General features: G+C 68.7%; 18 protein-coding genes and 1 tRNA gene. 5 read left to right on the forward strand and 14 right to left on the reverse strand.

The genetic code is table 11. The features are described from left to right. Positions 1 to 3: 3 nt before the first annotated feature. Together AC3XQU_RS09495 and AC3XQU_RS09500 are read right to left on the reverse strand one after the other, a co-directional pair. The gene (locus tag AC3XQU_RS09495) at positions 4 to 3,066 is read right to left on the reverse strand and encodes a PAS domain-containing protein (protein ID WP_489873916.1); all 3,063 of its coding nucleotides are present in this window, start codon (positions 3,064 to 3,066) and stop codon (positions 4 to 6) included. A 192-nt stretch (positions 3,067 to 3,258) separates the two neighbouring features. After that, positions 3,259 to 3,333: transfer RNA gene (locus AC3XQU_RS09500), tRNA-Arg, on the reverse strand. A 228-nt stretch (positions 3,334 to 3,561) separates the two neighbouring features. Here AC3XQU_RS09500 and AC3XQU_RS09505 point away from each other — a divergent pair. Then, a complete protein-coding gene (locus tag AC3XQU_RS09505; protein ID WP_489873917.1) occupies positions 3,562 to 4,161 on the forward strand; it encodes a PEP-CTERM sorting domain-containing protein in 600 nt (199 codons plus the stop codon). 131 nt (positions 4,162 to 4,292) lie between these two features. Here AC3XQU_RS09505 and AC3XQU_RS09510 read toward each other — a convergent pair whose 3' ends face one another. The 5 genes from AC3XQU_RS09510 to AC3XQU_RS09530 all read right to left on the reverse strand — a co-directional run bounded on the left by AC3XQU_RS09510 (position 4,293) and on the right by AC3XQU_RS09530 (position 12,685). Then, entirely contained in the window at positions 4,293 to 4,853 is a 561-nt protein-coding gene (locus tag AC3XQU_RS09510) for a MarR family winged helix-turn-helix transcriptional regulator (protein WP_489873918.1), read from the reverse strand. Between the two features lie 7 nt (positions 4,854 to 4,860). Further along, positions 4,861 to 6,489 carry an AMP-binding protein gene (locus AC3XQU_RS09515; RefSeq protein ID WP_489873919.1) on the reverse strand — a complete coding sequence of 543 codons (1,629 nt, stop codon included), beginning with the start codon at positions 6,487 to 6,489 and terminating at the stop codon, positions 4,861 to 4,863. Positions 6,490 to 6,569: 80 nt separating this feature from the next. Beyond that, positions 6,570 to 7,226, reverse strand: coding sequence for a response regulator (locus AC3XQU_RS09520; RefSeq protein WP_489873920.1), 657 nt, complete (start codon positions 7,224 to 7,226; stop codon positions 6,570 to 6,572). 48 nt (positions 7,227 to 7,274) lie between these two features. Beyond that, positions 7,275 to 11,519, reverse strand: a complete 4,245-nt coding sequence (locus tag AC3XQU_RS09525; RefSeq protein ID WP_489873921.1) for a hybrid sensor histidine kinase/response regulator — start codon at positions 11,517 to 11,519, stop codon at positions 7,275 to 7,277. Continuing rightward, complete coding sequence (locus AC3XQU_RS09530; RefSeq protein ID WP_489873922.1) at positions 11,516 to 12,685, reverse strand: patatin-like phospholipase family protein; 1,170 nt, start codon at positions 12,683 to 12,685, stop codon at positions 11,516 to 11,518. The genes AC3XQU_RS09525 and AC3XQU_RS09530 overlap by 4 nt, the downstream gene beginning before the upstream one ends. Positions 12,686 to 12,903: 218 nt before the next feature. Here AC3XQU_RS09530 and AC3XQU_RS09535 point away from each other — a divergent pair, with 218 nt between their 5' ends. Beyond that, positions 12,904 to 13,317 carry a BLUF domain-containing protein gene (locus tag AC3XQU_RS09535; protein ID WP_489873923.1) on the forward strand — a complete coding sequence of 138 codons (414 nt, stop codon included), beginning with the start codon at positions 12,904 to 12,906 and terminating at the stop codon, positions 13,315 to 13,317. A 1-nt stretch (position 13,318) separates the two neighbouring features. Here the strand turns inward: AC3XQU_RS09535 and ggt are convergent, their stop codons facing one another. The 3 genes from ggt to AC3XQU_RS09550 form a co-directional block, all read right to left on the reverse strand. Beyond that, positions 13,319 to 15,091 carry a gamma-glutamyltransferase gene (gene ggt, locus AC3XQU_RS09540; protein WP_489874177.1) on the reverse strand — a complete coding sequence of 591 codons (1,773 nt, stop codon included), beginning with the start codon at positions 15,089 to 15,091 and terminating at the stop codon, positions 13,319 to 13,321. 110 nt (positions 15,092 to 15,201) lie between these two features. Continuing rightward, positions 15,202 to 15,960 (reverse strand): 3-hydroxyacyl-CoA dehydrogenase, encoded by a 759-nt coding sequence (locus AC3XQU_RS09545; RefSeq protein WP_489873924.1) that lies wholly within the window; start codon positions 15,958 to 15,960, stop codon positions 15,202 to 15,204. Between the two features lie 115 nt (positions 15,961 to 16,075). Continuing rightward, positions 16,076 to 16,690: a hypothetical protein gene (locus AC3XQU_RS09550; RefSeq protein ID WP_489873925.1), complete on the reverse strand. Its 615-nt coding sequence runs from the start codon at positions 16,688 to 16,690 to the stop codon at positions 16,076 to 16,078. Positions 16,691 to 16,841: 151 nt separating this feature from the next. Between AC3XQU_RS09550 and AC3XQU_RS09555 the strand changes: the two genes are divergently transcribed. The 3 genes from AC3XQU_RS09555 to AC3XQU_RS09565 all read left to right on the forward strand — a co-directional run bounded on the left by AC3XQU_RS09555 (position 16,842) and on the right by AC3XQU_RS09565 (position 18,507). Then, positions 16,842 to 17,354: a DsbA family protein gene (locus AC3XQU_RS09555; protein WP_489873926.1), complete on the forward strand. Its 513-nt coding sequence runs from the start codon at positions 16,842 to 16,844 to the stop codon at positions 17,352 to 17,354. A gap of 90 nt (positions 17,355 to 17,444) precedes the next feature. Further along, positions 17,445 to 17,915, forward strand: coding sequence for a hypothetical protein (locus tag AC3XQU_RS09560; RefSeq protein WP_489873927.1), 471 nt, complete (start codon positions 17,445 to 17,447; stop codon positions 17,913 to 17,915). A gap of 70 nt (positions 17,916 to 17,985) precedes the next feature. Beyond that, a complete protein-coding gene (locus AC3XQU_RS09565; protein WP_489873928.1) occupies positions 17,986 to 18,507 on the forward strand; it encodes a hypothetical protein in 522 nt (173 codons plus the stop codon). A 285-nt stretch (positions 18,508 to 18,792) separates the two neighbouring features. On the opposite strand, the gene adk is transcribed toward AC3XQU_RS09565, so the two are convergent. The 4 genes from adk to lpxK all read right to left on the reverse strand — a co-directional run bounded on the left by adk (position 18,793) and on the right by lpxK (position 21,578). Continuing rightward, positions 18,793 to 19,449, reverse strand: a complete 657-nt coding sequence (gene adk, locus AC3XQU_RS09570; RefSeq protein WP_489873929.1) for an adenylate kinase — start codon at positions 19,447 to 19,449, stop codon at positions 18,793 to 18,795. 184 nt (positions 19,450 to 19,633) lie between these two features. Next, on the reverse strand, positions 19,634 to 20,386 hold the full coding sequence (kdsB, locus tag AC3XQU_RS09575; protein WP_489873930.1) for a 3-deoxy-manno-octulosonate cytidylyltransferase: 753 nt from the start codon (positions 20,384 to 20,386) through the stop codon (positions 19,634 to 19,636). A 9-nt stretch (positions 20,387 to 20,395) separates the two neighbouring features. Continuing rightward, entirely contained in the window at positions 20,396 to 20,566 is a 171-nt protein-coding gene (locus AC3XQU_RS09580; RefSeq protein ID WP_489873931.1) for a Trm112 family protein, read from the reverse strand. Then, a complete protein-coding gene (gene lpxK / locus AC3XQU_RS09585) occupies positions 20,547 to 21,578 on the reverse strand; it encodes a tetraacyldisaccharide 4'-kinase (RefSeq protein WP_489873932.1) in 1,032 nt (343 codons plus the stop codon). The genes AC3XQU_RS09580 and lpxK overlap by 20 nt, the downstream gene beginning before the upstream one ends. Positions 21,579 to 21,587: the final 9 nt, after the last annotated feature.

Raw genomic sequence — 21,587 nt, forward strand, 5'->3', positions numbered from 1 at the left:
CAATCAACCAGTAAGTCCAGGTCCAACCCCCCCCCCCCCCCCCCCCCCCCCCCCCCCCCCCCCCGTCCCCCCCCCCCCCCCCCCCCCCCCCCCCCCCACGCCGCCCAGCCTGGGCAGCTGGCGCAGGCGGCGCGCCAGCTCGTTGCCGTCCATGCCGGGCAGGCCGATGTCGAGCAGACAGATGTGCGGCTCGACCAGGCGCGCCCGCTCCAGCGCGGCGCTGGCGCTGAATTCCACGCTCACCTCGTAGCCCAGCAGTTGCAGGAACATCGCGACCAGCTCGGCCGCATCGACATTGTCGTCCACCACCAGCACCCGCAGCCTGCCGGGCGCGCCCTGCACCGCCGCCGCGCCGGCGCCGGCGGCAATGCTGTCGGCGCCGTTGCGCAGCGGCAGCGTCACGGTAAAGGTGCTGCCGCGCCCCTCCCCCTCGCTGGCGGCGACCACCTTGCCGCCATGCAGCTGCACCAGGCTGCGCACCAGGGCCAGGCCCACGCCGAGGCCGCCCTGCGAGCGGTCCGGGCTGCGCTGGCCCTGGTGGAACAGCTCGAAGGCGCTGGCCGCCAGTTCCGGCGCCATGCCGATGCCGTTGTCGCGCACCGCCACCAGGGCGGCGCCGTCGGCGATGCGGGCGTCCAGCACGATGTGGCCGCGCGCCGGGGTGTACTTGGCGGCATTGCCGAGGATATTGGCCAGCACCTGCACCAGGCGCTTGCGGTCGCCCGTCACGCTGGCGGCGCCGACGCTGTTGCGCACTTCCAGGTGGTGGCCGCGGCTCTCGACCAGCGGACGCGCCTGCTCGATGGCGTCGTCGATCACGCCCGCCAGCGCTACGGCGTCCTGCTCCAGCGTCACCAGCCCGCGGGTCACCCGCGAGACATCCATCAGGTCGTCGATCAGCCCGGTCATGTGGCTGGCCTGGCGCGAAATCACTTTGGCGATCTGCTGCACCCGCGCCGGCTCGCCGGTGGCCAGCGCCAGCAGCGAGGCGGCGGTGACGATCGGCGCCAGCGGGTTGCGCAGCTCGTGCGCCAGCATCGCCAGGAACTCGTCCTTGCGGCGGTCGGTCTCCAGCAGCGCCTGCTGCGTCAGCTTGTGCTCGTGGATGTCGGTGCAGGTGCCCATCCAGCGGATGATGGCGCCCTCCTCGCCGTACACGGGCAGCGCCCGGCCCAGCACCCAGCGGTAGTGGCCGGTGTGGTGGCGCAGCCGGTACTCGATCTCGTAGGGTTCGCCCGTCTGCAGCGAGTGGCGCCACCTGTCCCAGGCCAGCGGCTGGTCGTCCGGGTGGAACAAACCGTTCCAGCCGTCGCCGTCGGTCGAGCCGTAGGGCATGCCGGTAAAGCGGTACCACTGGTCGTTGTAGTAGTCGTGGAAGCCGTCCGGCCGCGTCGACCACACCGCCTGGGGCAGCGCGTTGGCGATCACGCGAAAGCGCGCCTCGCTTTCGCGCAGGGCGCGCTCGGCCGCGCGGATGCCGGAGATGTCGAGGACATAGGCGATGCCCTCGTCCTGTCTGCCCTCGGCATTGGCCGCGCCCAGGTAGACCGGCACCCGGCTGCCGTCGGCGCGCAGGAATTCCTTTTCATAAGGCGCGGTGGCGCCCTGCGCGCGCAACTGGGCCCAGGCGTGTTCGTCGGCCTCAAGCCATTCGGGCGGCGTCAGCGCGCGCCAGGACAGGCCGGTCGCTTCATACTCGGCGCGGGTGAGCTGCAGCAGGTCGAGGAAGGCGTCGTTCGGTTCGACCAGCGCGCCGTCGGCGCGGTACTGGTAGATGCCCAGCACGTTCGACTCGGCCAGGCGCCGGAAGCGCGCTTCGCTGCTGCGCAGCCGGTCTTCCGCTTCGCGCTGGGCGGTGACGTCGAGGGCCACCCCAGGCAGCCATTCGGGCCGGCCGTCTTCTCCCATGCGCACCCTGCCGCGCGCCTCGATGTAGCGGTAGCTGCCGTCGGCGCCGCGCACCCGGTAGCTGTCGCTGAAGGCCTCGCCGCTGGCCAGCGCGCCTTCGATGCGCGCTCCCACCTGCGCGACGTCGTCCGGGTGGATCGCAGCCAGGTAGGCGTCGATCGGGCCGCCGTCGGCATCCGCCGCCGACACGCCGTAGAGCTGGGCCAGGTTGGCGTCGGCATACACGCGGTTCTCGCGGATATTCCAGGTCCAGGTAGCCACCTGGGCCGCGCTCAGCGCGCCTTCCAGGCGCAGCCGGGCGTCGCGCAGCAGCTGGGCCGTGCGGTCGGCCCGCTCCTCGGCCTCGACGTGGTCGGTAACGTCCACGCCCTCGAGCAGCAGCGCCTGCCCGGCGCCGGCCGCGCCGTCGTACAGCGGCTGGATCGAAAAGTCCAGGTAGCGGACCTGCGCCGCGCCGCCCGGGCCGCGTCCCAGGGTCACGCGTGTCTTGCGGCGCGCCATCGGCGTGCCGCTCGCCAGCACGCCGGCCAGGTGGTCCAGGTAGCCCTGCTCCGCCAGCTCCGGCAGCGCTTCGCCCAGCGGCAGCCCGATCACGTCGCGCGCGCCGACCAGCGACAGGTAGGCGGCATTGACGCGCTCGTGCACGAAGTGGGGGCCGGACAGCACGGCGATGAAACTGGACGACTGCTCGAACAGCGCCGAGATGCGTCCCACCTCGTTGGACCGGCGCTGCTCTTCGCGCATGCGCGCGGTGGTTTCGGCCACGATGCAGTGCAGGCCAAGCACTTCGCCATCGAGGCGCCGCAGCGGCGAGTACGAGTAGGTGAACCAGGATTGCTCCTCGACGCCGTTGCGGGTGAGGGTGAAGGGCACGTTCTCGAAACTGAGCGACCGGCCTGCCATTACCTTCGCGACCGCCGGCTTCACGGCCGGGTAGGCATCCGGCCAGGCCGCCTCGAAGGATTGCCCCAGCGCCGCAGGATGGCGCCGGCCGAGGATGGGCACGTAGGCGTCGTTGTACAGGAAGGTCTCGCCGCTGCCCCAGGCCATGAATACCGGGGTGGCCGAGTCGAGCATCTGGCGCACCGCGTGCTGCAGCGCCGGCTCCCATCCGGCGCTCGCTCCCAGGGGCGTGGCGGCCCAATCGCGGGTGGCCATCAGGGATTCGAGGGAAGCTGGCGCGGGGGCGGCAAGAAAGATCACGGAGTCGGCATGGGTCGGAAGCGTCGGGCGCTGCCGGACAGGTCGTATTCGGGAGCGGAGGTCGAACCCTGCGCAGGCGCGCCAGCGGATCGAAGGCAGCAGTATAGCCGAGCTGATGAAAAAATATCGCCCGGACGGGCACAGGGATGGTGTCGCCAGCAGGAATCGAACCTGCATCTAAGTCTTAGGAGGACCTTGTACTATCCATTGTACTATGGCGACACTTTGCAAGACCGGGTCTTGCAGCCCGCTATTGTACCAGCGGTCCAGCCAAAGCAGAACAGCCGCCCCCGCTCCGGACAGTCGCCGTTTTTTTCCTGTCGAAAATCTTTACAGGCGTCTCCAAGGCCAACGGACGCCTTCCGCCAAGCCCTTGTATTTGCAACACTTATTTCCGCTGGCACACATTATGCTAGATAAGCAATACTTGTTGCTAAATGGGAAAATGTAATGACTTTTACTCAATCCGCTCCGCGCCTGGCTTCCTTGCTCTGCGCCCTCGCCATGGCGGCGGTGCCGACTGCGGCGCTGGCTGCGCCGATCGTCACTGACGTCAAGGTCGGCGAAGCGAAAATGGCCAACTCGTCCGACTCGGCAGAACTCGACATGCTGCGCCGGCTGTCGGGTGACAGCAGCCTGGTGCTGGACGACAAAGTCTCCGCCGGCAGCGGCGAAGCCGTGGCGACCGCGGTTGCCGGCATGCCCGGCACCTGGATGCTGACCGACCTGTCCGGTCCCGGCTATTTCGCCCTGAAATTCGGCACCGGCGGGACCAATGCCAGCGCCACTACCTTCTTCTTCCGCAACGCCGGCGACCTGACCCAGCTGGTCTGGACCAATGCCCAGGTCCAGTTCCTGACCGGCGGCGCCTGCGCCAGCAACCAGAACAAGTGCAATATCGGGCGCCTGAGCCACTATACGACCGCCGCGGTGGTCGACGATACGCCGCGTCCACCGGTGAAGGTGCCGGAGCCAGGCAGCATCGCGCTGCTGGGATTGGGTTTGCTGGCGGCGGGGGCGAACCGGGTGCGCAAGCTGCGTCGCCGCTGACCTGTAGGGTGGGCAAATTTTGCCCACGCGTTCACATCACGGTGCTGCAGCCTGCGCGCCTGTTCACACGATGACCGCGTGGGCGAGGAACTTGCCCACCCTACGAGGCGGCGCCCTGCCAGCTTGACTCACTAAGCGCCGGCACTTCCCTCGTCGATCTTCAGGCGCCGCTTCATCGACGCCAGTTGCGCTATCAGCTCCGCCTTGTCCTCGGCCGGGATATCCCCCAGCATCTCGTCGATCCAGCGCTCGTGCACGGCCGCCATCTCGGCAAAGGCGAACCGTCCCTCCGGGGTCAGGCGCACCGCCCAGGCGCGCCGGTCGCTTGGATCGGGCACCCGCACCACCAGCTTCTCGCGTTCGAGCTGGTCGGTGATGCCGGTGACATTGCCGCCGGTGACCATCATGCGCCTGGACAGCTCGCCCATGCGCAGCCCGTCCGGATAGCGCTCGAGCTGGGCCATCAGGTCGAAACGCGGCAGCGTGATGTTGAAGGTGGCGCGCAGCCGGCTGCGGATCTCGTTCTCGATGCGCACGGTGCACGACAGCATGCGCAGCCACAGCTTGAGCGACTGGTGGTGCTCGCTCGTCAGCCTGCTCGCCAGGTCCAGCCCGGCCACGCGCTCCTGCTCCGTGGGTGGGCTGCCCGGCTCCCGCCCCTTGCCGTGGTCCTGCTCGTCCAGATCCGCCATAGTTTCCTCACCCTGCATCGTTACGAAGTTTAAACCGCTGCAGTTTACCGGTTTCGGTGCGCGGCAGTTGTTCGCGGAAGCGCACCACGCGCGGATACTTGTAGGGGGCGATCGAGGCCTTGACGAATTCCTGCAGCGCCAGCGCCGTGTCGCCCGATGCTTCCACGCCGGGTTTCAGGACCACGTGGGCCTCGACCACCTGGCCGCGCTCCGGGTCCTGGCGCCCCACTACCCCGCACTCGGCCACCGCCGGATGGTGCAGCAGCGCTTCCTCGACCTCGGCGCCGGCGATGTTGTAGCCGGCCGAGATGATCATGTCGTCCAGCCGCGAGCGGTAATAGAAATAGCCGTCCGCATCCATCTCGTAGGCGTCGCCGGTGAGGTTCCAGCCGCCGTGCACGTAGTCGCGCTGGCGCGGGTCGTCCAGGTAGCGGCAGCCGGTCGGTCCCTTCACCGCCAGGCGCCCGATGGTCCCGGGCCCTACCGGCTGGTCGTCTTCGTCCAGGATGCAGGCCACATAGCCCGGCACCGGCTTGCCGGTGGCGCCTGGGCGCACCTCGCTGCCGGCGGCCGAAATGAAGATGTGCAGCATCTCGGTGGCGCCGATCCCGTCGATCATCGCCAGCCCGGTGGCCTCCTGCCAGGCTTCGCGCGTGGCCAGCGGCAGCGCCTCGCCGGCCGACACCGTGCGGGTAAGGCTGGCGAGGTCGAAGCGCGGCGCCAGCTGCGCCATCTGGCGATAGAAGGTCGGCGCCGTGAAGCACACCGTGGCGCGGTGCTGCTCGATGGCCGCGAGCAGGGTTTCCGGACCGAGTTTTTCGATGAGCACGGCGCGCGCGCCCACCCGCAGCGGGAACAGCAGCAGCCCGCCCAGCCCGAAGGTGAAGGCCAGCGGCGGGGTGCCGATGAAGATGTCGTCGCCCCGGGACTGCAGGGTATGGCGCGGGAAGCAGTCGCAGATCGCCAGCAGGTCGCGGTGGAAGTGCATCGTCCCCTTGGGCACGCCGGTGGTGCCCGAGGTAAAACTGATCAGGCAAACGTCGTCGGCGGCGGTGTCGGGCGCCGCGAACGGGGCGTCGTGGGCGGCCATGCGCGCTTCCAGCGAATCGGCCGCGCCGGGGTCGTCGAACAGCAGCAGCGGCAGGCCGGGACGCTCCATGGCGTCGATCTCGGCGCGCAGCGGGGCGGCGCACAGCACGGCGTCGACCTGCGCGCGCTGCGCGATCGTGCCCAGCTCGCGCGCGCGCAGCAGCGGCATGGTCGGCACCGCGATGCAGCCGGCCTTGATGACCGCCAGGATGCAGGCCGCCATCGTCGGGCAGTTGGCGCCGCGCACCAGCACCCGGTTGCCGGTGGCCAGGCCCAGGTCGCGGCGCAGCACGTGGGCGATGCGGTCGACCCGCGCGCGCAGCTGCGCATAGGTGAGGCTTTCGCGCGCCCCGACCAGGGCCGTGCGCGCGTCCCAGCCGCGCGGCGCGGCGCCGTCCAGCAGTTCGGCGGCGCAGTTCAGGCGCGGCGGATACTGCAGCTCGGGCAGCCCGAACAGGAATTCCGGCCATTCGCCCGGGGGCGGCAGCATGGCGCGGGCAAAGCCGTCGGCGTAGCCGGAGGGCTGGAGTGCTACGGATGCGGTCATCTCGGGTTCCTGTAGATATTCAGGCAACAGTCCGCAGGTACTTTAAATCTAAAGTAATCGACCGGCAAGCGGAATTCTCCTCAAGCCTGCGCGCGCGCCTGCAGCGCTTGCGCGGCGTCCAGGGCATGGCGCAGCGCGGCCCCGGCGGCCTGCAGGCCGGGCTGCGCGGCGGCTGCGCGCAGGCGCGCGGCGCTGGCATGCATGCCGAGCGTGGCGCAGCCTTCGGCCAGGCGCGCCAAGGGAGCGCCGGCGGGCTGCTGCCGCGCCTCGGCGAGCTGGCGCTGCAGGCCTGCAATGTAGACCAGCAGGCGTTCGGGCGCGATGCCCAGGCGCCGCGCCACCGCGTCGGGCGCTTCCTCGGCACCGGCCTGCGTGAGCCGCGCCAGCTGGGAGCGCACCTGCTCCAGTGCGAAGGGCTTCACGATATAGCCGTCGGCCCCCAGGCGCCCGGCTTCGGCCATGGTCCCGGCGTCCGACGCGGCCGACACCAGCACGAAGGGCATGGCTGCCAGCGCCGCATCGGCGCGCACGCGCGCCAGCAGCTCCATGCCGGAGAGCTTCGGCATGCGCAGGTCGCAGAACACCATGGCCGGCTTCGGGCCGACCGCGAGCTGGCGCCAGGCGTCCTCGCCGTCCTCCGCTTCCGCGATGAGGTATTGCCCGCAGCTGTCGACCAGATGCATCAGCATCATGCGCGAAACCACGTCGTCGTCCACCACCAGCACGCCCAGGTTCATGTCACCGCCCTTGCCAGTATCATGCCGCCATTATATGCAGGAGCGCAATCATGCTCCGGACGCCTGGAATGGAGCCAGCAGCATGCGCAGGCGCGCCATCCCGGCCAGCACCCGGGCGCGCTCGCCGGCATCGGCCGCCACCTCGAGGTCGCCGCACAGGGCTTCCAGCGCCGTGTCGCCCAGGTGGGCGGCGCTGCCGCGCAGGCCGTGCAGCACCCTGCCCGCGGCCTCCATGTCGCCCGCCGCCAGCGCCGCGTCGAGCTCGACCCGGCGGCGCGGCAGGTCGGCGCTGAAGGCTGCCTGCAGGCGCGCCTTCAGGTCGTCGGCGCGGCGGCCCGGGTTGCCCGGCGCCGCTGCGTCGTCGGCCGGAGCCACGCCGAACATCGCGTCCAGCGCCGCCATCGGCGCCTGCTCGGCATCCACGCCGGCGGGCGCCGGCGGCATCGGCGCCAGCGGCACGCCACGCTGGAGCTGGCGCTCGATGGCGCGCGAGATCTGCTGGTGCAGCGCATCCTCGTCGATCGGCTTGGTCAGGAAGGCGTCCATGCCGCAGGCCAGGTAGCGCGCCCGGTCTTCGTCGCTGGCATTGGCCGTGAGCGCAACGATCATCAGGTGCTGGTCGAGCACGCGCGCGTCCGGCGTGCCGCCGGCGCGGATCAGGCGCGTCGCGGTGGCGCCGTCCATCTCGGGCATGCGGCCGTCCATCAACACCAGGTCGTAGCGCGTGCGCGCGCAGGCCGCCACCGCTTCGAGGCCGTTGTCGGCGATATCGACCTGGTGGCCCATTTCCTCGATCATCACGCGCGCGATGATCTGGTTGGTCGGGTAGTCTTCCGCGCACAGGATGCGCAGCCTGTGGGTATGCGGGGCCAGCGCCGCATGCTCGAGGTGGGGCGGCTCGGCGCCGTCGGCCAGCGGCAGCACCACGCTGAAGGTGCTGCCCTTGCCTTCGACGCTGTTGACGGCGATCGACCCGCCCATGAGGGCGACCAGCTGGCGGCAGATCGCCAGTCCCAGCCCGGTGCCGCCGTAGCGGCGGGTGGTGGTGGTGTCGGCCTGCTCGAATTTCTGGAACAGGCGCGGCAGCGCATTGGCCGGGATGCCGATGCCGGTATCGCGCACCGTGAAGCGCACCATGTTCCAGCCGTCGCCGCGCACCTGGTCCTCCAGGCGCAGCTCCACCTCGACCGAGATGCTGCCCGAGCGGGTGAACTTGAAGGCATTGCCGACCAGGTTGACCAGGACCTGGCGCACCCGCGTCGGGTCGCCCAGCACGTAGCGCGGCAGGTTGCCGGCCAGGCTGACGTCGAAATCCACGCTCTTGCCCGCCGCCTGCTCTTCGAACAGGCTGGCCACGCCGCGGATGGCGCCGTGCAGGTCGAAGTCGATGTTCTCGATACTGAGCTTGCCCGCCTCGATCTTGGAGAAGTCGAGCAGGTCGTTGATGATCGCCAGCAGGGCCTGGGCATTGGCCTGGCCGCGCACGATCTGGTCGCGCGTGCTCTCGCGCAGCGCACTATCGCGCAGCGCGAAACCGAGCATGCCGATCACGCCGGCCAGCGGGGTGCGCATCTCGTGGCTCATGTTGGCCAGGAACTCGGACTTCTGGCGGGTCGCATCCTCGGCGCGCTGCTTGGCCTGGCGCAGGAATTCCTCGTTCTCCTGCAGCGCGCGGTAGGCGCGCGCCAGCTCGTTGGACTGCTGGCGCACCCGCATTTCCTGTTCGCGCAGCTCCTGGGTCTGGCGCTCGAGCACGCGGTTCTGCTGCTCGACCTGCTCGGTGCGCGCTCCTACCTGGCGCGCCAGCTGTTCCTTCTGGCGGCGCAGGCCCGACATGCGCATGCGCACCCCGGCATATACCGAGGTAATCAGGAGCAGCGCGGCGATGGCGCGGAACCAGGGCGTGCCCCAGGGCGGCGGCTCGATCGTGATCGCCAGCGCCGCGGCCTGCTCGCTCCAGACGCCGTCCTTGTTGGCGGCGCGCACCCGGAACACATAGGTGCCGGGATCGAGGTTGGTATAGGTGGCGAAGCGCTTGCCGGCGTCGGCCTGGACCCAGTCCTTGTCGAAGCCATCGAGGCGGTAGGCAAAGCGGTTGCGCTCGGGCGCGGCAAAGTGCAGCGCCGAGAATTCGAGCGAGAACACCGAGGCCCCGGCCGGCAGCGTGATCGCCTCGGCGTGCTCGATCGGGCCCGTGAGCAGGCCGGGCAGCTCCTGCTCGATCGGGCGGTTGAAGACCTGCAGCCCCGTAATGACCGGCCGCGGCGGCACCCGGTTGTTGCGGATCGCGCGCGGGTCAAAAGCCGTGATGCCGTTGAAGCCGCCGAAATACAGCGTGCCATCACGCCCGCGCAGGGCCGAGCCGTCGAAGAAGGCGCCTTCCGTGATGCCGTCGGCCGCCGCATAGCTGCGCCAGCGGCTGTTGACCGGGTCGAAGCTGGACAGGCCATTGGTGGTGCTGATCCACAGGCGGCCATCGCCGTCTTCCTGGATCCCGGCCACGGCATCGTCGACCAGGCCGTCGCGGGAGGTATAGCGCACGAAGCTCACCGAGCCGTCGGCGGCAGTCACCATGCGGTTCAGGCCGACCGCGGTGCCGACCCAGACGTCGCCGCGGCTGTCCTCGAACAGGTAATGGACTTCGTCGTGGCTCAGGCTGGCCGCGTCGAAGGGATCGTGGCGGAAGTGGCGGAAGCGCCCGCTGGCGCGGTCCATCAGGTCCAGGCCGTCGAAGGTGCCGACCCACATCCGGCCGCGGCGGTCGTGCAGCACCGGGCGCACGGTGTCGTCGGCCAGGCTGGTGGACTTGGCCGGGTCGTGGCGGTAGCTCTCGACCTTGCGCGTGAGCGGGTCGAGCCGGTGCAGGCCGCCGCGCGTGGCGATCCACATGAAGCCGTCCGGCCCGGCCGTCACCCCGCGCACGTGGTTGGCGTCGGCGTCGCCCGGCAGCAGCTGGCGCACGAAGCGGCGCGTTAGCGGATCGAAGGAAGTGATGCCGGTACGGCTGCCGATCCACAGCAGGCCGTTGCGGTCGCGCGCCAGCGCGGTGGCCGGCCTGTCGACCAGGCTGTTGGGATTGTCGGGATCGTGGCGGTAGACGGTGGCCTGGCCGGTGGCCGGGTCGACGTGGTTCAGCGCGGTGCCGGTGCCCACCCACAGCTTGTCGCCGTCGGCCAGCAGGGCCTGCGCCTTGTTGTCGGCCAGCGCGTCCGGGGCGTCGTCGCGCCGCACGATGCGGGCGAAGCCGCCGCTGCCCAGGTCCACGCGCGAGACGCCCGCGTACCAGGTGCCGACCCAGAAGGTGCCGAGGCGGTCGCGGTACAGCGCCGAGACCTGGTTGTCGCCCAGGCTGTGGCGGTCGGTGACGGCGCGCCGGTGGCTCTCGAAGCTATCCTCGGGGCCGCGCCAGCGCAGCAGGCCGTTGTCGTGGGTGCCGATCCAGATCTCGTTGCCCGCGTCCTGGTACAGCGCCGTGATCCACCACGGGCCGACGCCGTCGGCCTGGCCGAAGCGGCGCACGGTGCCGGCCGCCTTGCCGGCCAGCTCGCGCCGTTCCAGTCCGCCCAGGCGGCCCACCCACAGGCGCTGCGCGCCGTCGATCATCAGCGCGCGTACCGGGTTCTCGCGCGGGCCCAGGCTGGAGGGATGGCGCTCGAAGCGCTCGCGCCCGGGTCCCATGCTGTCCAGGCCCGCGCCGGTGCCGATCCACAGGCGCCCGGCGGCATCCAGCGCCAGTGCGTTGACGCTGTCGTCGCTCAGGCTGCGCTCGTTGCCCTTTTCATGGTGCCAGGTCGTGAAGCGGCGCAGCACCATGTCGAAATGCTGCAGGCCGTCGCTGGTGCCGATCCACAGGCCGTCGCGGCCGTCGCCGACGATGGACGTGATATGGCGGTTGCCGTTGCCGCGGCGCGCGGTTTCCTGCGGCACGAACAGGGTGAAGCTGCGCGTGACCGGGTCGTACAGGTTCAGCCCCCCGTCCGTGCCCAGCCACAGGCGGCCATGGCGGTCGAGGTGCAGCACGCGCACCCAGTTGTTCGACAGGGTGCGCGCCTTGCCCGGCACGCTGCGGTAATTGATGAAGCGGTAGCCGTCGAAGCGCGACAGCCCGTTCTGGGTGCCGAACCACATGAAGCCGTCGCGGTCCTGGACCACGGCCAGCACCGATTCCTGGGTCAGGCCCTCGGCCACCGACAGGTGCTCGAAGCGTAGCGTCAGGCGCGGCGTGGCGGCAAAGGCGTTCGCGCACAGGGCCAGCAGCAGCGCTGCCGCCAGCATCCGCGTCAAGGCCCTCATTGCGGGAAGAACGCCAGCACGTCGTCGCGCCGGGCCAGGGTATCGTGTTCGCCGAGCCGGATCAGCTCGCGCGTATAGCTGCCCTCGAACAGCAGGTAGGACGCCAGCGCCGAGCCGCGCGATTCCAGCGCGCCGATCCCGGCCAGCAGCGTGCGCACCGGCGCCGGCAGGCTGTGGACATGGCGGCTGGCGATGTCGTCGAGCCGCTCGGAGGGAGAAATCACCAGCAATTCCATGCGCCGCAGCGGCAGCGCGGCGCGCGCTTCCAGCGGTATGCGCTCGAGGGTCTGGTTCACGCGCTGCAGGCGCTCGATGTCGGCCGCCAGGCTGTCCAGGAAGATCGAGGACAGCGCGTGGCCGGCGATCTGCGCCAGGCTCGGGTAGCCGGAATTGGGCGCCGGGTCGTTGGCCGCCTCGCTCATGCGCCCTCCCCCCACCACCAGCACGCGCGTGGCGCCCAGGTGGATGGCCGGCGCGATCGGCGCCAGCTGGCGCATCGAGCCGTCGCCGCAATATTCGCGGCGTCCGCCCAGGTAGAGCGGCACGGCCGGGAAGATGAAGGGGATCGCGCTCGAGGCCAGCAGGTGCTCGACGCTGATCTGGGTCGACAGCGCCACGCGCTGGGGCCGGGTCCAGGGCGCAATCTCGCGCGCCGACTGGTAGAAAGTGATGTGGTGGCCGCTGCTGTACGAGGACGCCGTGATCGCCAGCGCATGCAGCACGCCGTCGGCCAGCGCGGCATCGAGGCGCGGCAGGTCGAGCGCCCGGTGCAGCAGGCCGGCCAGCGGAGTGTTGTCGAGCAGGGACTGGGGCGGCGCCGCATGCCATTTGCGCAGCAGCCAGCCGAACGAGAGCAGCGACATCCAGCGCGCGCCAGAGCGCAGCACGGACAGCGAATCGGCGCGGTAGACCTGGTGCGCCGCCATCCCTTCCCACACGCCGAGCAAGCCGCGCACGGCGCTGGAAAAGTCGTCGGCGCGGCAAGCCAGCGCGGTCGCGTTCAGGGCGCCGGCGGAAGTGCCGCAGATGATGTCGAAGGGGGAACGCAGGGCCGGACGGCCCGCGTCGGCAAGAATGCGCGCGATCGCATGCATCACGCCGGCCTGGTAGGCGGCGCGTGCTCCACCGCCTGTGAGGACCAGGCCTGTTTTCTCTTTACTGTCCACCTGCCAAGCTTAGCAAAAACCGAGGTTCTCTAGGGAAATAAATACGGTGGAGTTGCGTTTGTGCCGACAAGCGCTACGGACGCGGTGTGCGGAATTGTCCCGCTAATGTTGTCGAACAGCAAGAAGTTACTTTGAAGAAAAAGTAGCTGCTGCTATAACGATGGACTGTACTACTCACCCCACCAGGCAGCTTGCCTACCCTAATTCACGGATACCACATGTCGATCAACCAACTCGTCTACGTCAGCCAAGCAACCCGGAAAATGTCGGAAGAGGACCTGCGCGCCATCCATGCCACCGCGCGTTCGAACAATGAGCACATCGACGTAACCGGCAGCCTGTTCTACAACGGCGGCTGGTTCCTGCAGGTGCTCGAGGGTCCGGCCCCAACCCTGGCCGCGCTGTACAAGAAAATCGAGCTCGATCCGCGCCACAAGAATTCGCGGGTGCTCTACAACGAGCCGGCCAGCTTCCGCACTTTCCCGCGCTGGAACATGAACATGACCAACCTGGACGACCGCCAGGCCGACAAGTACGCGGAACTGGTCGAGGTGATCGACGCCGCCCGGGGCAACCGCAAGATCGGCAGCGCCTCTCCCGCGGTCACCCTGCTGAAGATCTTCAAGGCTTGAACTAGTCGCCCTTGGCCACGCCCTCGCGCCGCGGATCGGCCCCGCCATACCACAAGGGCACGCCATGCACTTCGATGCGCTGGATCCCGTGCAGGCCCGAGGTCTGCTCCCCAAGTCGCAGCTTGTGCCCGCGCGCGCTGAGCGCCTCGATCGTGGTCGACGGGAAGCGCCCCGCTTCCAGCTCGGTCGGGCCGTTGCGGCTGCCGAAGTTGGGCAGCGCAATCGCCTGCTGCACGTTCAAGCCCCAGTCGAGCGTCCCGACCAGCACCTTGGCGACGTAGTTGATGATGGCCGGCCCGCCGGGCGAACCCACCGTCAGCACCAGCCTGCCGGTTTTCTTGTCGAACACCACGGTCGGCGACATCGCGCTGCGCGGGCGCTTGTTCGCTTCGACGCGGTTGGCGACCGGGCCGTCGGCGTCGCGCGAGGCAAACGAGAAATCGGTGAGCTGGTTGTTCAGGATGAAGCCGTCGACCATCTGGCGCGAGCCGAAGGCGTCCTCGATGGTGGTGGTCATGGCCAGGCCCATGCCGTAGCCGTCCACCACCGCGACGTGCGAGGTGGACGCGGTTTCGATGGCATTGTCCGTGCCCCATGCGACGTCCATGCCGGGCGGCTTGCCGGCCGGGGCTTCGCCCATCGAACGCTGGCCGACCAGCCTGGCGCGCTGGGCCAGGTAGCCCTTGTCGAGCAGGCTCGGGATGCCGCGGCCCGGCAGCGGCACGAAATCGGTGTCGGCGGCATAGCGGTTGCGGTCGGCATAGGCCAGGCGCCCTACTTCGCTGAACACATGCAGGGCGTCGGGCCCGGGCACGCCGTTCGCTGGGGCCAGTGCGCGCATGTCGAGGGTCTCGAACATGCCCAGCATCTGGGCCACGGCGATGCCGCCGGACGATGGCGGCGGCATGCCGCAGACCGTGTAGCTGCGGTAGTCGCTGCAGACCGGCGTGCGGACCTTGGGCTGGTAGGCGGCAATGTCGGCGGCGCTGAGCAGGCCCGGATTGGTCGGGTGGCCGGCTACCTTGGCCGCGATGTCGCGCGCGATACGGCCGGTGTAGAACACCTCGGCGCCGCCTTCGGCGATCTCGCGCAGGGTCGTGGCCAGCGCCGGATTCTTCAACAGGTGGCCGACCGGCCAGGGCTGGCCGCCGTTGCCGTAGAAATAGCGCGCCGCTTCCGCATCCTTGCGCAAGTGTACGTCGCCGGACAACAGCGCATGCAGGCGCGGGCTGACCTTGAAGCCGTGTTCGGACAGGCGGATGGCGGGTGCGAACAGGGTTTTCCAGGGCAGCTTGCCGTGCTGCTGGTGGGCCAGCGCCAGCATGCGCAGCACGCCGGGCGCGCCGGTCGAGCGCCCGCCCACCACCCCTTCAGTGCGCGACACCGGGCTGCCGTCCGGGCGCTGGAACAGGCGCTCGTCGGCCTTCGAAGGCGCGGTCTCGCGGCCATCGAAGGCCTGGGTCTGCTTACCGTCGTAATGCACCAGGAAGGCGCCGCCGCCGATGCCGGACGATTGCGGCTCGACCAGGGTCAGCACCAGCTGGGTGGCGATTGCGGCGTCGATGGCGCTGCCGCCTTTTTGAAGGATCTGGTAGCCCGCTTCCACCGCCAGCGGGTTGGCCGCGGCCACCATGTAGTTCCTGGCCGGCCAGCCGGCTTTTTCGGCATACCCGGTGGCCGCTTCGGGGGCGGCCTGGCGCGTGTCCTGCGCGTACAGGGCCGGGGCGGCGGCAAGGGCCAGCGCCAGCGCCAGCGCGAGGACAGCGCCACGCATCGTCGTATTGTTCAATCGTTTCTCCAGAAAGCAAAACGGGCACGCGGCTTGCGCCGCGCGCCCGACTACTAGCCATCGTACAACAATTGGTCAGCGCTTTCAGGAATGGCTTATTTCGGCTGCATGCGGATCGCGCCGTCCAGGCGGATCGTCTCGCCATTGAGCATGACGTTTTCGATGATGGCCTTGGCCAGGTGCGCGTATTCCTTCGGCATGCCAAGGCGCGGCGGGAACGGGACCATCTTGCCCAGCGACTCGCGCACCTCTTCCGGCATGCCCATCAGCATCGGGGTCTCGAAGATGCCCGGGGCGATGGTCATGACGCGGATGCCGCTGCGCGCCAGGTCGCGCGCCATCGGCAGGGTCATGCCGGCGACCGCGGCTTTCGAGGAACCGTAGGCGGCCTGGCCGATCTGGCCGTCGAAGGCTGCCACCGATGCGGTATTGATGATGATGCCGCGCTCGCCGTATTCGGCGCCCTCGAGCTTGCCCATGGCGTCTGCAGCCAGGCGGCACATGTTGAAGGTGCCGACCAGGTTGATGTTCACCGCGCGCTGGAAGGCTTCCAGCGGGTGCGGGCCGTCCTTGCCGACGGTCTTGATGGCCGGCGCGACGCCGGCGCAGTTGACCAGGCCACGCAGCGTGCCCAGCTTGGCTGCCGCCGCGACGGCCGCCAGGCCATCGGCCTCAAGGGTGACATCGCACTTGACGAATTCGCCCTTGAGTTTAGCCGCCAGCGCGGTGCCGGCCTCGACTTGCACGTCGGCGATGACGACCTTGCCGCCCGCTTCGGCGAGCATGCGTGCCGTGGCTGCTCCAAGCCCCGACGCGCCACCGGTCACGATGAACACATTGTTCTGAATTTGCATGGTTTTCCCTTATAGAAGTTCTAGTAACCGTTGTTCATGACGTTAACGTAAACGTCAAACAGCGGCATTGTAGCGAACTTTTCGCGAGAAAAACCAGGCTGGCGCCAAGGCGCCGTCAAAAGCACTGCATGGTGGCGCCGCTGCGGGTGCAGAGCTGGCCGCTGCTGCTCACCGCCGCATTCCCGGGTCCGGCGGCGTTATAGCCGGCGCCGCTCGTGTCGGTGCAATTGCCGCCGATGCAGCCCACAACCTGGGTGGACGAGGGACCGACCGGCCGCGGCGCCGCCTGGGGCTCGGCGCGCGGCGCCGGCGCGGGCGTCGGGGCCGCGATGCGCGGCGTGCTCTCGATGCGCTGGTCTACCGAACGCCGCAGCGCCTGCTTGCCCTTCCTGGTGGGCGGCTTGCGCTTGGCCGCGTCCTGGCTTTGCTGGCCCTGCTGGGGCTGGGCGGCTTGCGGCGCGGGACGGGCCGAGGGATCGACCTCGAGATGCTTGCTGGCCGGCGGCTGGCCGGCGCGCTCTTCCTGCGCCTGCGGCCGCGCCTCGCCGGAGGGCTGCGGCGCGGCGGCCGGCGCCGGGGCCGGGGCTGCCTGCGGGTTGAGCACCGGGCCATAGGTGGCGCTGTCGGCCGGCTTGCTCGGCGTCGGCGTCAGGCTCGGCTGGTTCTGGGCCAGCGCGCTCGCGGAACCGAGCGCGAACAGCAGGGCAATGGTGGACTGGATGGGACTCATGGCGCACCTCGGGCAATTCGAATGGTCAGGCGTTCATTATCGGCCTGCGCTTTCGAGGAGGGCGCACACGACGGCTTGTCTACCGGTAACGCGCGGCAGCCAGCCGGGAGCGCATGCGAAGATTGGCACATCGATCATGAGGAGAGCAAGGATGAACCAGGTGCAGATCCAGGACGACGACCATGTGCGCGGCAACCGCGATGCCGATGTCGTCATTGTCGAGTATGGCGATTTCCAGTGCCCGTATTGCGCGCGGGCCCGCACGACCCTGCTCGAGCTGCAGCAGCGCCACGGCGAGCGCGTCGCCCTGGTCTACCGCCACCTGCCGCTCGGGATGCACCCCAATGCCGAGCCCGCCGCCGAGGCCGCGGAAGCCGCCGGCGCGCAGGGCAAGTTCTGGGAAATGCACGATGCGCTGTTCGAGCACCAGGCCCAGGTGACGCCGGGGCAGCTGCCGCTGCTGGCGCGCGAGGTCGGCGTGGATGCGGCGCGCCTCGAGGAGGAACTGGCGCAGCGGCGCTACCGCGAACGCATCGCGGCGCAGGCGTCCGAAGGCAAGTCGCTGGGGGCGCGCGGGACGCCGAGTTTCTTCATCAACGGCGAGCGCTATGAAGGGGATTCGGACCGCGAGTCGCTTACCGCAGCGGTCGAAGGGTATTTGTAGGATGGATGGCGTCGCGGTCCGTGCGGTCGGATCGACGATGAACGATGCTGCGTGACTTCGTCCAGTCCACACGGCCGCGCAGGAGAGACGATGAGCAACTGGATTAGCGCCTGTCAGCGCGGATATATCGGCGGTAGCGTCGCCAGCATCCTGTCGACTGCCGCGCTTGCAGCGCTGGGAAAGTGGGAAACCGGCTCCGGCTACGCGCCGACCAACGCCATCAGCCACTGGTTTCATGGCGACAAGGCGGCCTTGCAGGACGGGCCGTCCATGAAATACACCGTGACCGGCTTCGCGATCCACCATGGCAGTTCGCTGTTCTGGGCGGTACTAGCCGAACGCTTCCTTGGCAAGGTGCTCGACCGTGGAGAGCCGCTGACCACGCTCCAGGTCGGGGCCGCCACCGCTGCGGTGGCGTGCTTTACCGATTACCAGTTGACGCCCCGGCGTCTGCATCCCGGATATGAAATGCGGCTATCGAAACCATCGCTGGCAGTCGTTTACGCGACGTTCGGCCTGGGGCTTGCGCTGGGAGCGATGCTGTGCCGGCGCAAGTCCTGACATCAGCCGCCCGGGATACGGGATCGAGGCCCGGGCGAGCGCATGTGCGCCGCGTGACCGGGGTCATGCAATGAGCCCTTGGGTGTACGCGCTGATCGTCCATGGGGTGCTCGGCGGCCTCGATATCGTCATCAACCATGAAATCATTGCGCGCCTGCCGAAGCAAGCTTCCTTGTGGCTGGAAGTACGCCTGCACAGCATTCGCGAACTGATCTTCGCCACGGTCTTCCTCGGCCTGGCATGGTTCGAGTGGCATGGCGCCTGGGCCGTCGTGCTTGGCCTGCTGTTCGTGGGCGAAATCCTTGTCTCGACAGTGGACACCGTGCTGGAACCCGATGTGCGCCAGTTGCCTGTCACCGAGCGCATCATGCACCTGCTCATGTTTGTCAACCTGGGCGTCGTCATGACCCTGCTGGCCCCCGTTGCAGGCGCCTGGCTCGACCAGCCCACGGCCCTGGTGCCTGCCGATCATTCCCTGCTCAGCTATGTCCTTTGCGGGCAGGGGATCCTGGCGCTAGGCTGGAGCATCCGCGATGCCCGCGCCCAGCACCGCCTGCACCAGGCGCATCGAAGGGTGATTCGGCACGCGTAGTGCGCTGCCGCATACACGAGCCGGGCTCGACCTTTACTGAGGATCGGAGGGACCCGGCGCGGTAAGGCAAGCCCGGCGAATCACCTGCATAGGCCCAGACGGCCTGCCCGATGACCGCGCAAACCTGGCAGCGCAGTGTCGCCATCGCCGATGGCGAACGGCCGAAGCAGCCCAGTCCGTGCCCTTGCCTTGTTCAAGGCAACCGAGGGTTTGCCGGACCTTCTCATCGAGGTTAACGAAAAACGGCCCCTCGGGGCCGTCTCGCTTTGATGCTGAGCTGAAGGATTACTCCGACAGCGCCGCGAAGGCGGCATCGCGCACCTGCTCGACCGGGCCAACGCCGGTGATCTTGCGGTATTTCGGCGCGCCAGGCAGGCCGGACTGGGCCCACTTGTTGTAGTAGCCGAGCAGCACTTCAGTCTGGTTGTGGTAGACCGTAAGGCGCTTGACGACGGTTTCTTCCTTGTCGTCGTCGCGCTGCACCAGCGGCTCGCCGGTGACGTCGTCGATGCCCTCGACCTTCGGCGGGTTGAACTTGACGTGGTAGACGCGGCCCGAGCCCGGGTGGGTGCGGCGGCCCGACATGCGCTCGACGATCAGGTCGTCCGGCACGTCGATTTCGAGCACGTAGTCGATGGTCACGCCGCTGTCCTTCATGGCGTCGGCCTGCGCCACGGTGCGCGGGAAACCGTCGAACAGGTAGCCGTTGGCGCAATCGGTTTCTTTCAGGCGCTCTTTCACCAGGCCGATGATGATGTCGTCCGACACCAGCTGGCCCGCATCCATCACCTTCTTGGCAGCCAGGCCCAGTTCAGTCCCGGCCTTGATCGCGGCGCGCAGCATGTCGCCGGTGGAGATCTGGGGGATGTTGAACTTTTCCTTGATGAAGTTAGCCTGGGTGCCCTTACCGGCTCCCGGTGCTCCTAGCAGAATGAGACGCATGAGTTTCCTAGATTCCTAGAGGATGTTGATGATTATTATGTTTGCCGACGGTCGGGCTTGATGCATATCTGGTTACCTTGACACGAAAGTTACCACAAAAGTTGGCATTAACGCCAATCCAAAGGCCGCCTGAGAGCAACTTTTGATCTGGCGCAGAAGGCCTGGAATGTGACTTTCCGCGCGGTCAGCTTGGGTAGTGGCGGCGCACCCGCGCCAGGTCGTTCGGCGTGTCCACGCCGCCCGGCGGCGCGCTGTCGGTGACATGCACGGCGATCGGATAACCGTGCCACAGCACACGCAATTGTTCGAGCGCCTCGATGGTTTCGAGCGGCGCAATTTCCAAAGCCGGATATGCCTGGAGGAAGGCATTGCCATAGGCGTACAGGCCGATATGGCGCAGGGGTGCGTAACCCTGGGGCAGTGAATCCTGCGTCGCGGCGAAGGCGTCGCGGTGCCAGGGAATCGTGGCGCGCGAGAAATACAGCGCCCTCCCCGCCTTGTCGAGCACGACTTTCACGACGTTCGGGTTGAACACATCGGCCACGTCAAGGATCGGATGGGCGCAGGTGGCCATCGGCACGCCGTCGCGAATGCGTGCGGCGCAGGCCGCCAGCAGGCCTGGATCGATCAGCGGTTCGTCGCCCTGCAGGTTGACCACGACCTCGTCCGGCCCCAGGCCAAGGGCCAGTGCGACTTCGGCGATGCGGTCGGTGCCGGACGGGTGGTCGGCGCGCGTCATGCGGGCGTCGATGCCGTGCGCGGCGCAGGCCGCCAAGATATCAGGATGATCGGTGGCGACGACGATGCGCGCGGCACCGGATTCGCGCGCGCGCTCGGCCACGCGCACGACCATCGGCTTGCCGCCCAGGTCGGCCAGCGGCTTGTTCGGCAGGCGGGTCGAGGCCAGCCGGGCCGGGATGATGACGGTGAAGCTCATGCCGGCCGCTTAGACCGGCTCGATCTTGCGCGCCTGGTCGGCCCACATGATCGGGATACCATCGCGAATGGGGTAAGCCAGGCGGTCCGGGCTGCAGATGAGTTCCTGCGCCTTCTTTTCGTACTGGAGGGGGCCCTTGCACAGCGGGCAGACCAGGATATCAAGCAGTCGAGCGTCCACGACATTTCTCCACGATTTGTTCGGCCAGCGCAGGATCGATCCGCGCCGTCACCGGTACGACCCACAAGCGCGGATCGTCCTTCAGGTTATCAAGTTGCCGACATTTTACTGCATCCTTCTCCGTGATCAGGATGACATCGGCGTCCAGCGCGTCGAAGGGACGGTCGAGGAAGTCGTGGTGATCGGGCAGCGGCAGCTCGTCGACCGTCAATCCGGCCGCGCGCAGCATGGCGAAGAAGCGCCCCGGATTGCCGATGCCGGCGGCCGCGACGATGCGCTTGCCGATCAATTGCGTCAAAGGCAGCCGTTCGCCCGGACGGCCCAGCGGTTCGGCAAACCCGCCCGCCAGCTGCATCTGGAAGGGCTGGCCGCCGACCGACTGCGCCAGCGCCGGCGTGATCGTTGGGGCATTGATGACGGTAAAATCGCGGCGCCGCGCAGGCGGCTCGCGCAAGGGCCCGGCCGGAAGCAGCCAGCCATTGCCGACGCCGCGGCCGTCGAACAGGACGATCTCGATGTCGCGCGCCAGGGCGTAATGCTGCAGCCCGTCATCGGTGATCAGGACGTCGACTTCGGGGTGAAGCGCCAGCAGCGCCCTGCCCGCTTCGACACGCTTGCGTCCGACCACCACCGGACAGCCGGTGCGCGCGGCGATCAGCAGCGGCTCGTCGCCCACGTCAAGCGGGCTCGACATTGGCCTGACCTCGCGCGGATTGGACTGCGCACCGCCGTGGCCGCGCGAAATCACGCCCGGTCGCATGCCGGCCGCACGCAGCGCCTCGGCCAGCCAGATCGTCAGCGGCGTCTTGCCGGTGCCGCCAATAAAGATATTGCCGACCACGATGACGGGCACTGGCAGCCGCGCACTTTCCTTGATGCCGAGGCGGTAGAGCAGCGCGCGGATGGCGGACAGCAGCCGGAAGACGAGCGCCAGCGGCAGCAAGGCGAGCGCCAGCGGGCCGCGGCGCAGCCAGGCGCGGGTCAGGGTCGATTCGAGGAAGGGTGATGCCATGCTGGAGGC

This window comes from Telluria sp. AZSoR62 (genome assembly GCF_058111565.1).

Bases quoted from the DNA above. Each gene is read 5' to 3' on its own strand.
- AC3XQU_RS09560 (WP_489873927.1), top strand. From the start codon at position 17,445: ATGAGCAACTGGATTAGCGCCTGTCAGCGCGGATATATCGGCGGTAGC.
- AC3XQU_RS09515 (WP_489873919.1), bottom strand. From the start codon at position 6,489: ATGACCGCATCCGTAGCACTCCAGCCCTCCGGCTACGCCGACGGCTTT.
- AC3XQU_RS09565 (WP_489873928.1), top strand. From the start codon at position 17,986: ATGAGCCCTTGGGTGTACGCGCTGATCGTCCATGGGGTGCTCGGCGGC.
- AC3XQU_RS09520 (WP_489873920.1), bottom strand. From the start codon at position 7,226: ATGAACCTGGGCGTGCTGGTGGTGGACGACGACGTGGTTTCGCGCATG.
- AC3XQU_RS09535 (WP_489873923.1), top strand. From the start codon at position 12,904: ATGTCGATCAACCAACTCGTCTACGTCAGCCAAGCAACCCGGAAAATG.
- ggt (WP_489874177.1), bottom strand. From the start codon at position 15,091: ATGCGTGGCGCTGTCCTCGCGCTGGCGCTGGCGCTGGCCCTTGCCGCC.
- AC3XQU_RS09525 (WP_489873921.1), bottom strand. From the start codon at position 11,519: ATGAGGGCCTTGACGCGGATGCTGGCGGCAGCGCTGCTGCTGGCCCTG.
- AC3XQU_RS09505 (WP_489873917.1), top strand. From the start codon at position 3,562: ATGACTTTTACTCAATCCGCTCCGCGCCTGGCTTCCTTGCTCTGCGCC.
- AC3XQU_RS09555 (WP_489873926.1), top strand. From the start codon at position 16,842: ATGAACCAGGTGCAGATCCAGGACGACGACCATGTGCGCGGCAACCGC.
- AC3XQU_RS09495 (WP_489873916.1), bottom strand. From the start codon at position 3,066: ATGGCCACCCGCGATTGGGCCGCCACGCCCCTGGGAGCGAGCGCCGGA.
- AC3XQU_RS09550 (WP_489873925.1), bottom strand. From the start codon at position 16,690: ATGAGTCCCATCCAGTCCACCATTGCCCTGCTGTTCGCGCTCGGTTCC.
- AC3XQU_RS09510 (WP_489873918.1), bottom strand. From the start codon at position 4,853: ATGGCGGATCTGGACGAGCAGGACCACGGCAAGGGGCGGGAGCCGGGC.
- lpxK (WP_489873932.1), bottom strand. From the start codon at position 21,578: ATGGCATCACCCTTCCTCGAATCGACCCTGACCCGCGCCTGGCTGCGC.
- adk (WP_489873929.1), bottom strand. From the start codon at position 19,449: ATGCGTCTCATTCTGCTAGGAGCACCGGGAGCCGGTAAGGGCACCCAG.
- AC3XQU_RS09545 (WP_489873924.1), bottom strand. From the start codon at position 15,960: ATGCAAATTCAGAACAATGTGTTCATCGTGACCGGTGGCGCGTCGGGG.
- kdsB (WP_489873930.1), bottom strand. From the start codon at position 20,386: ATGAGCTTCACCGTCATCATCCCGGCCCGGCTGGCCTCGACCCGCCTG.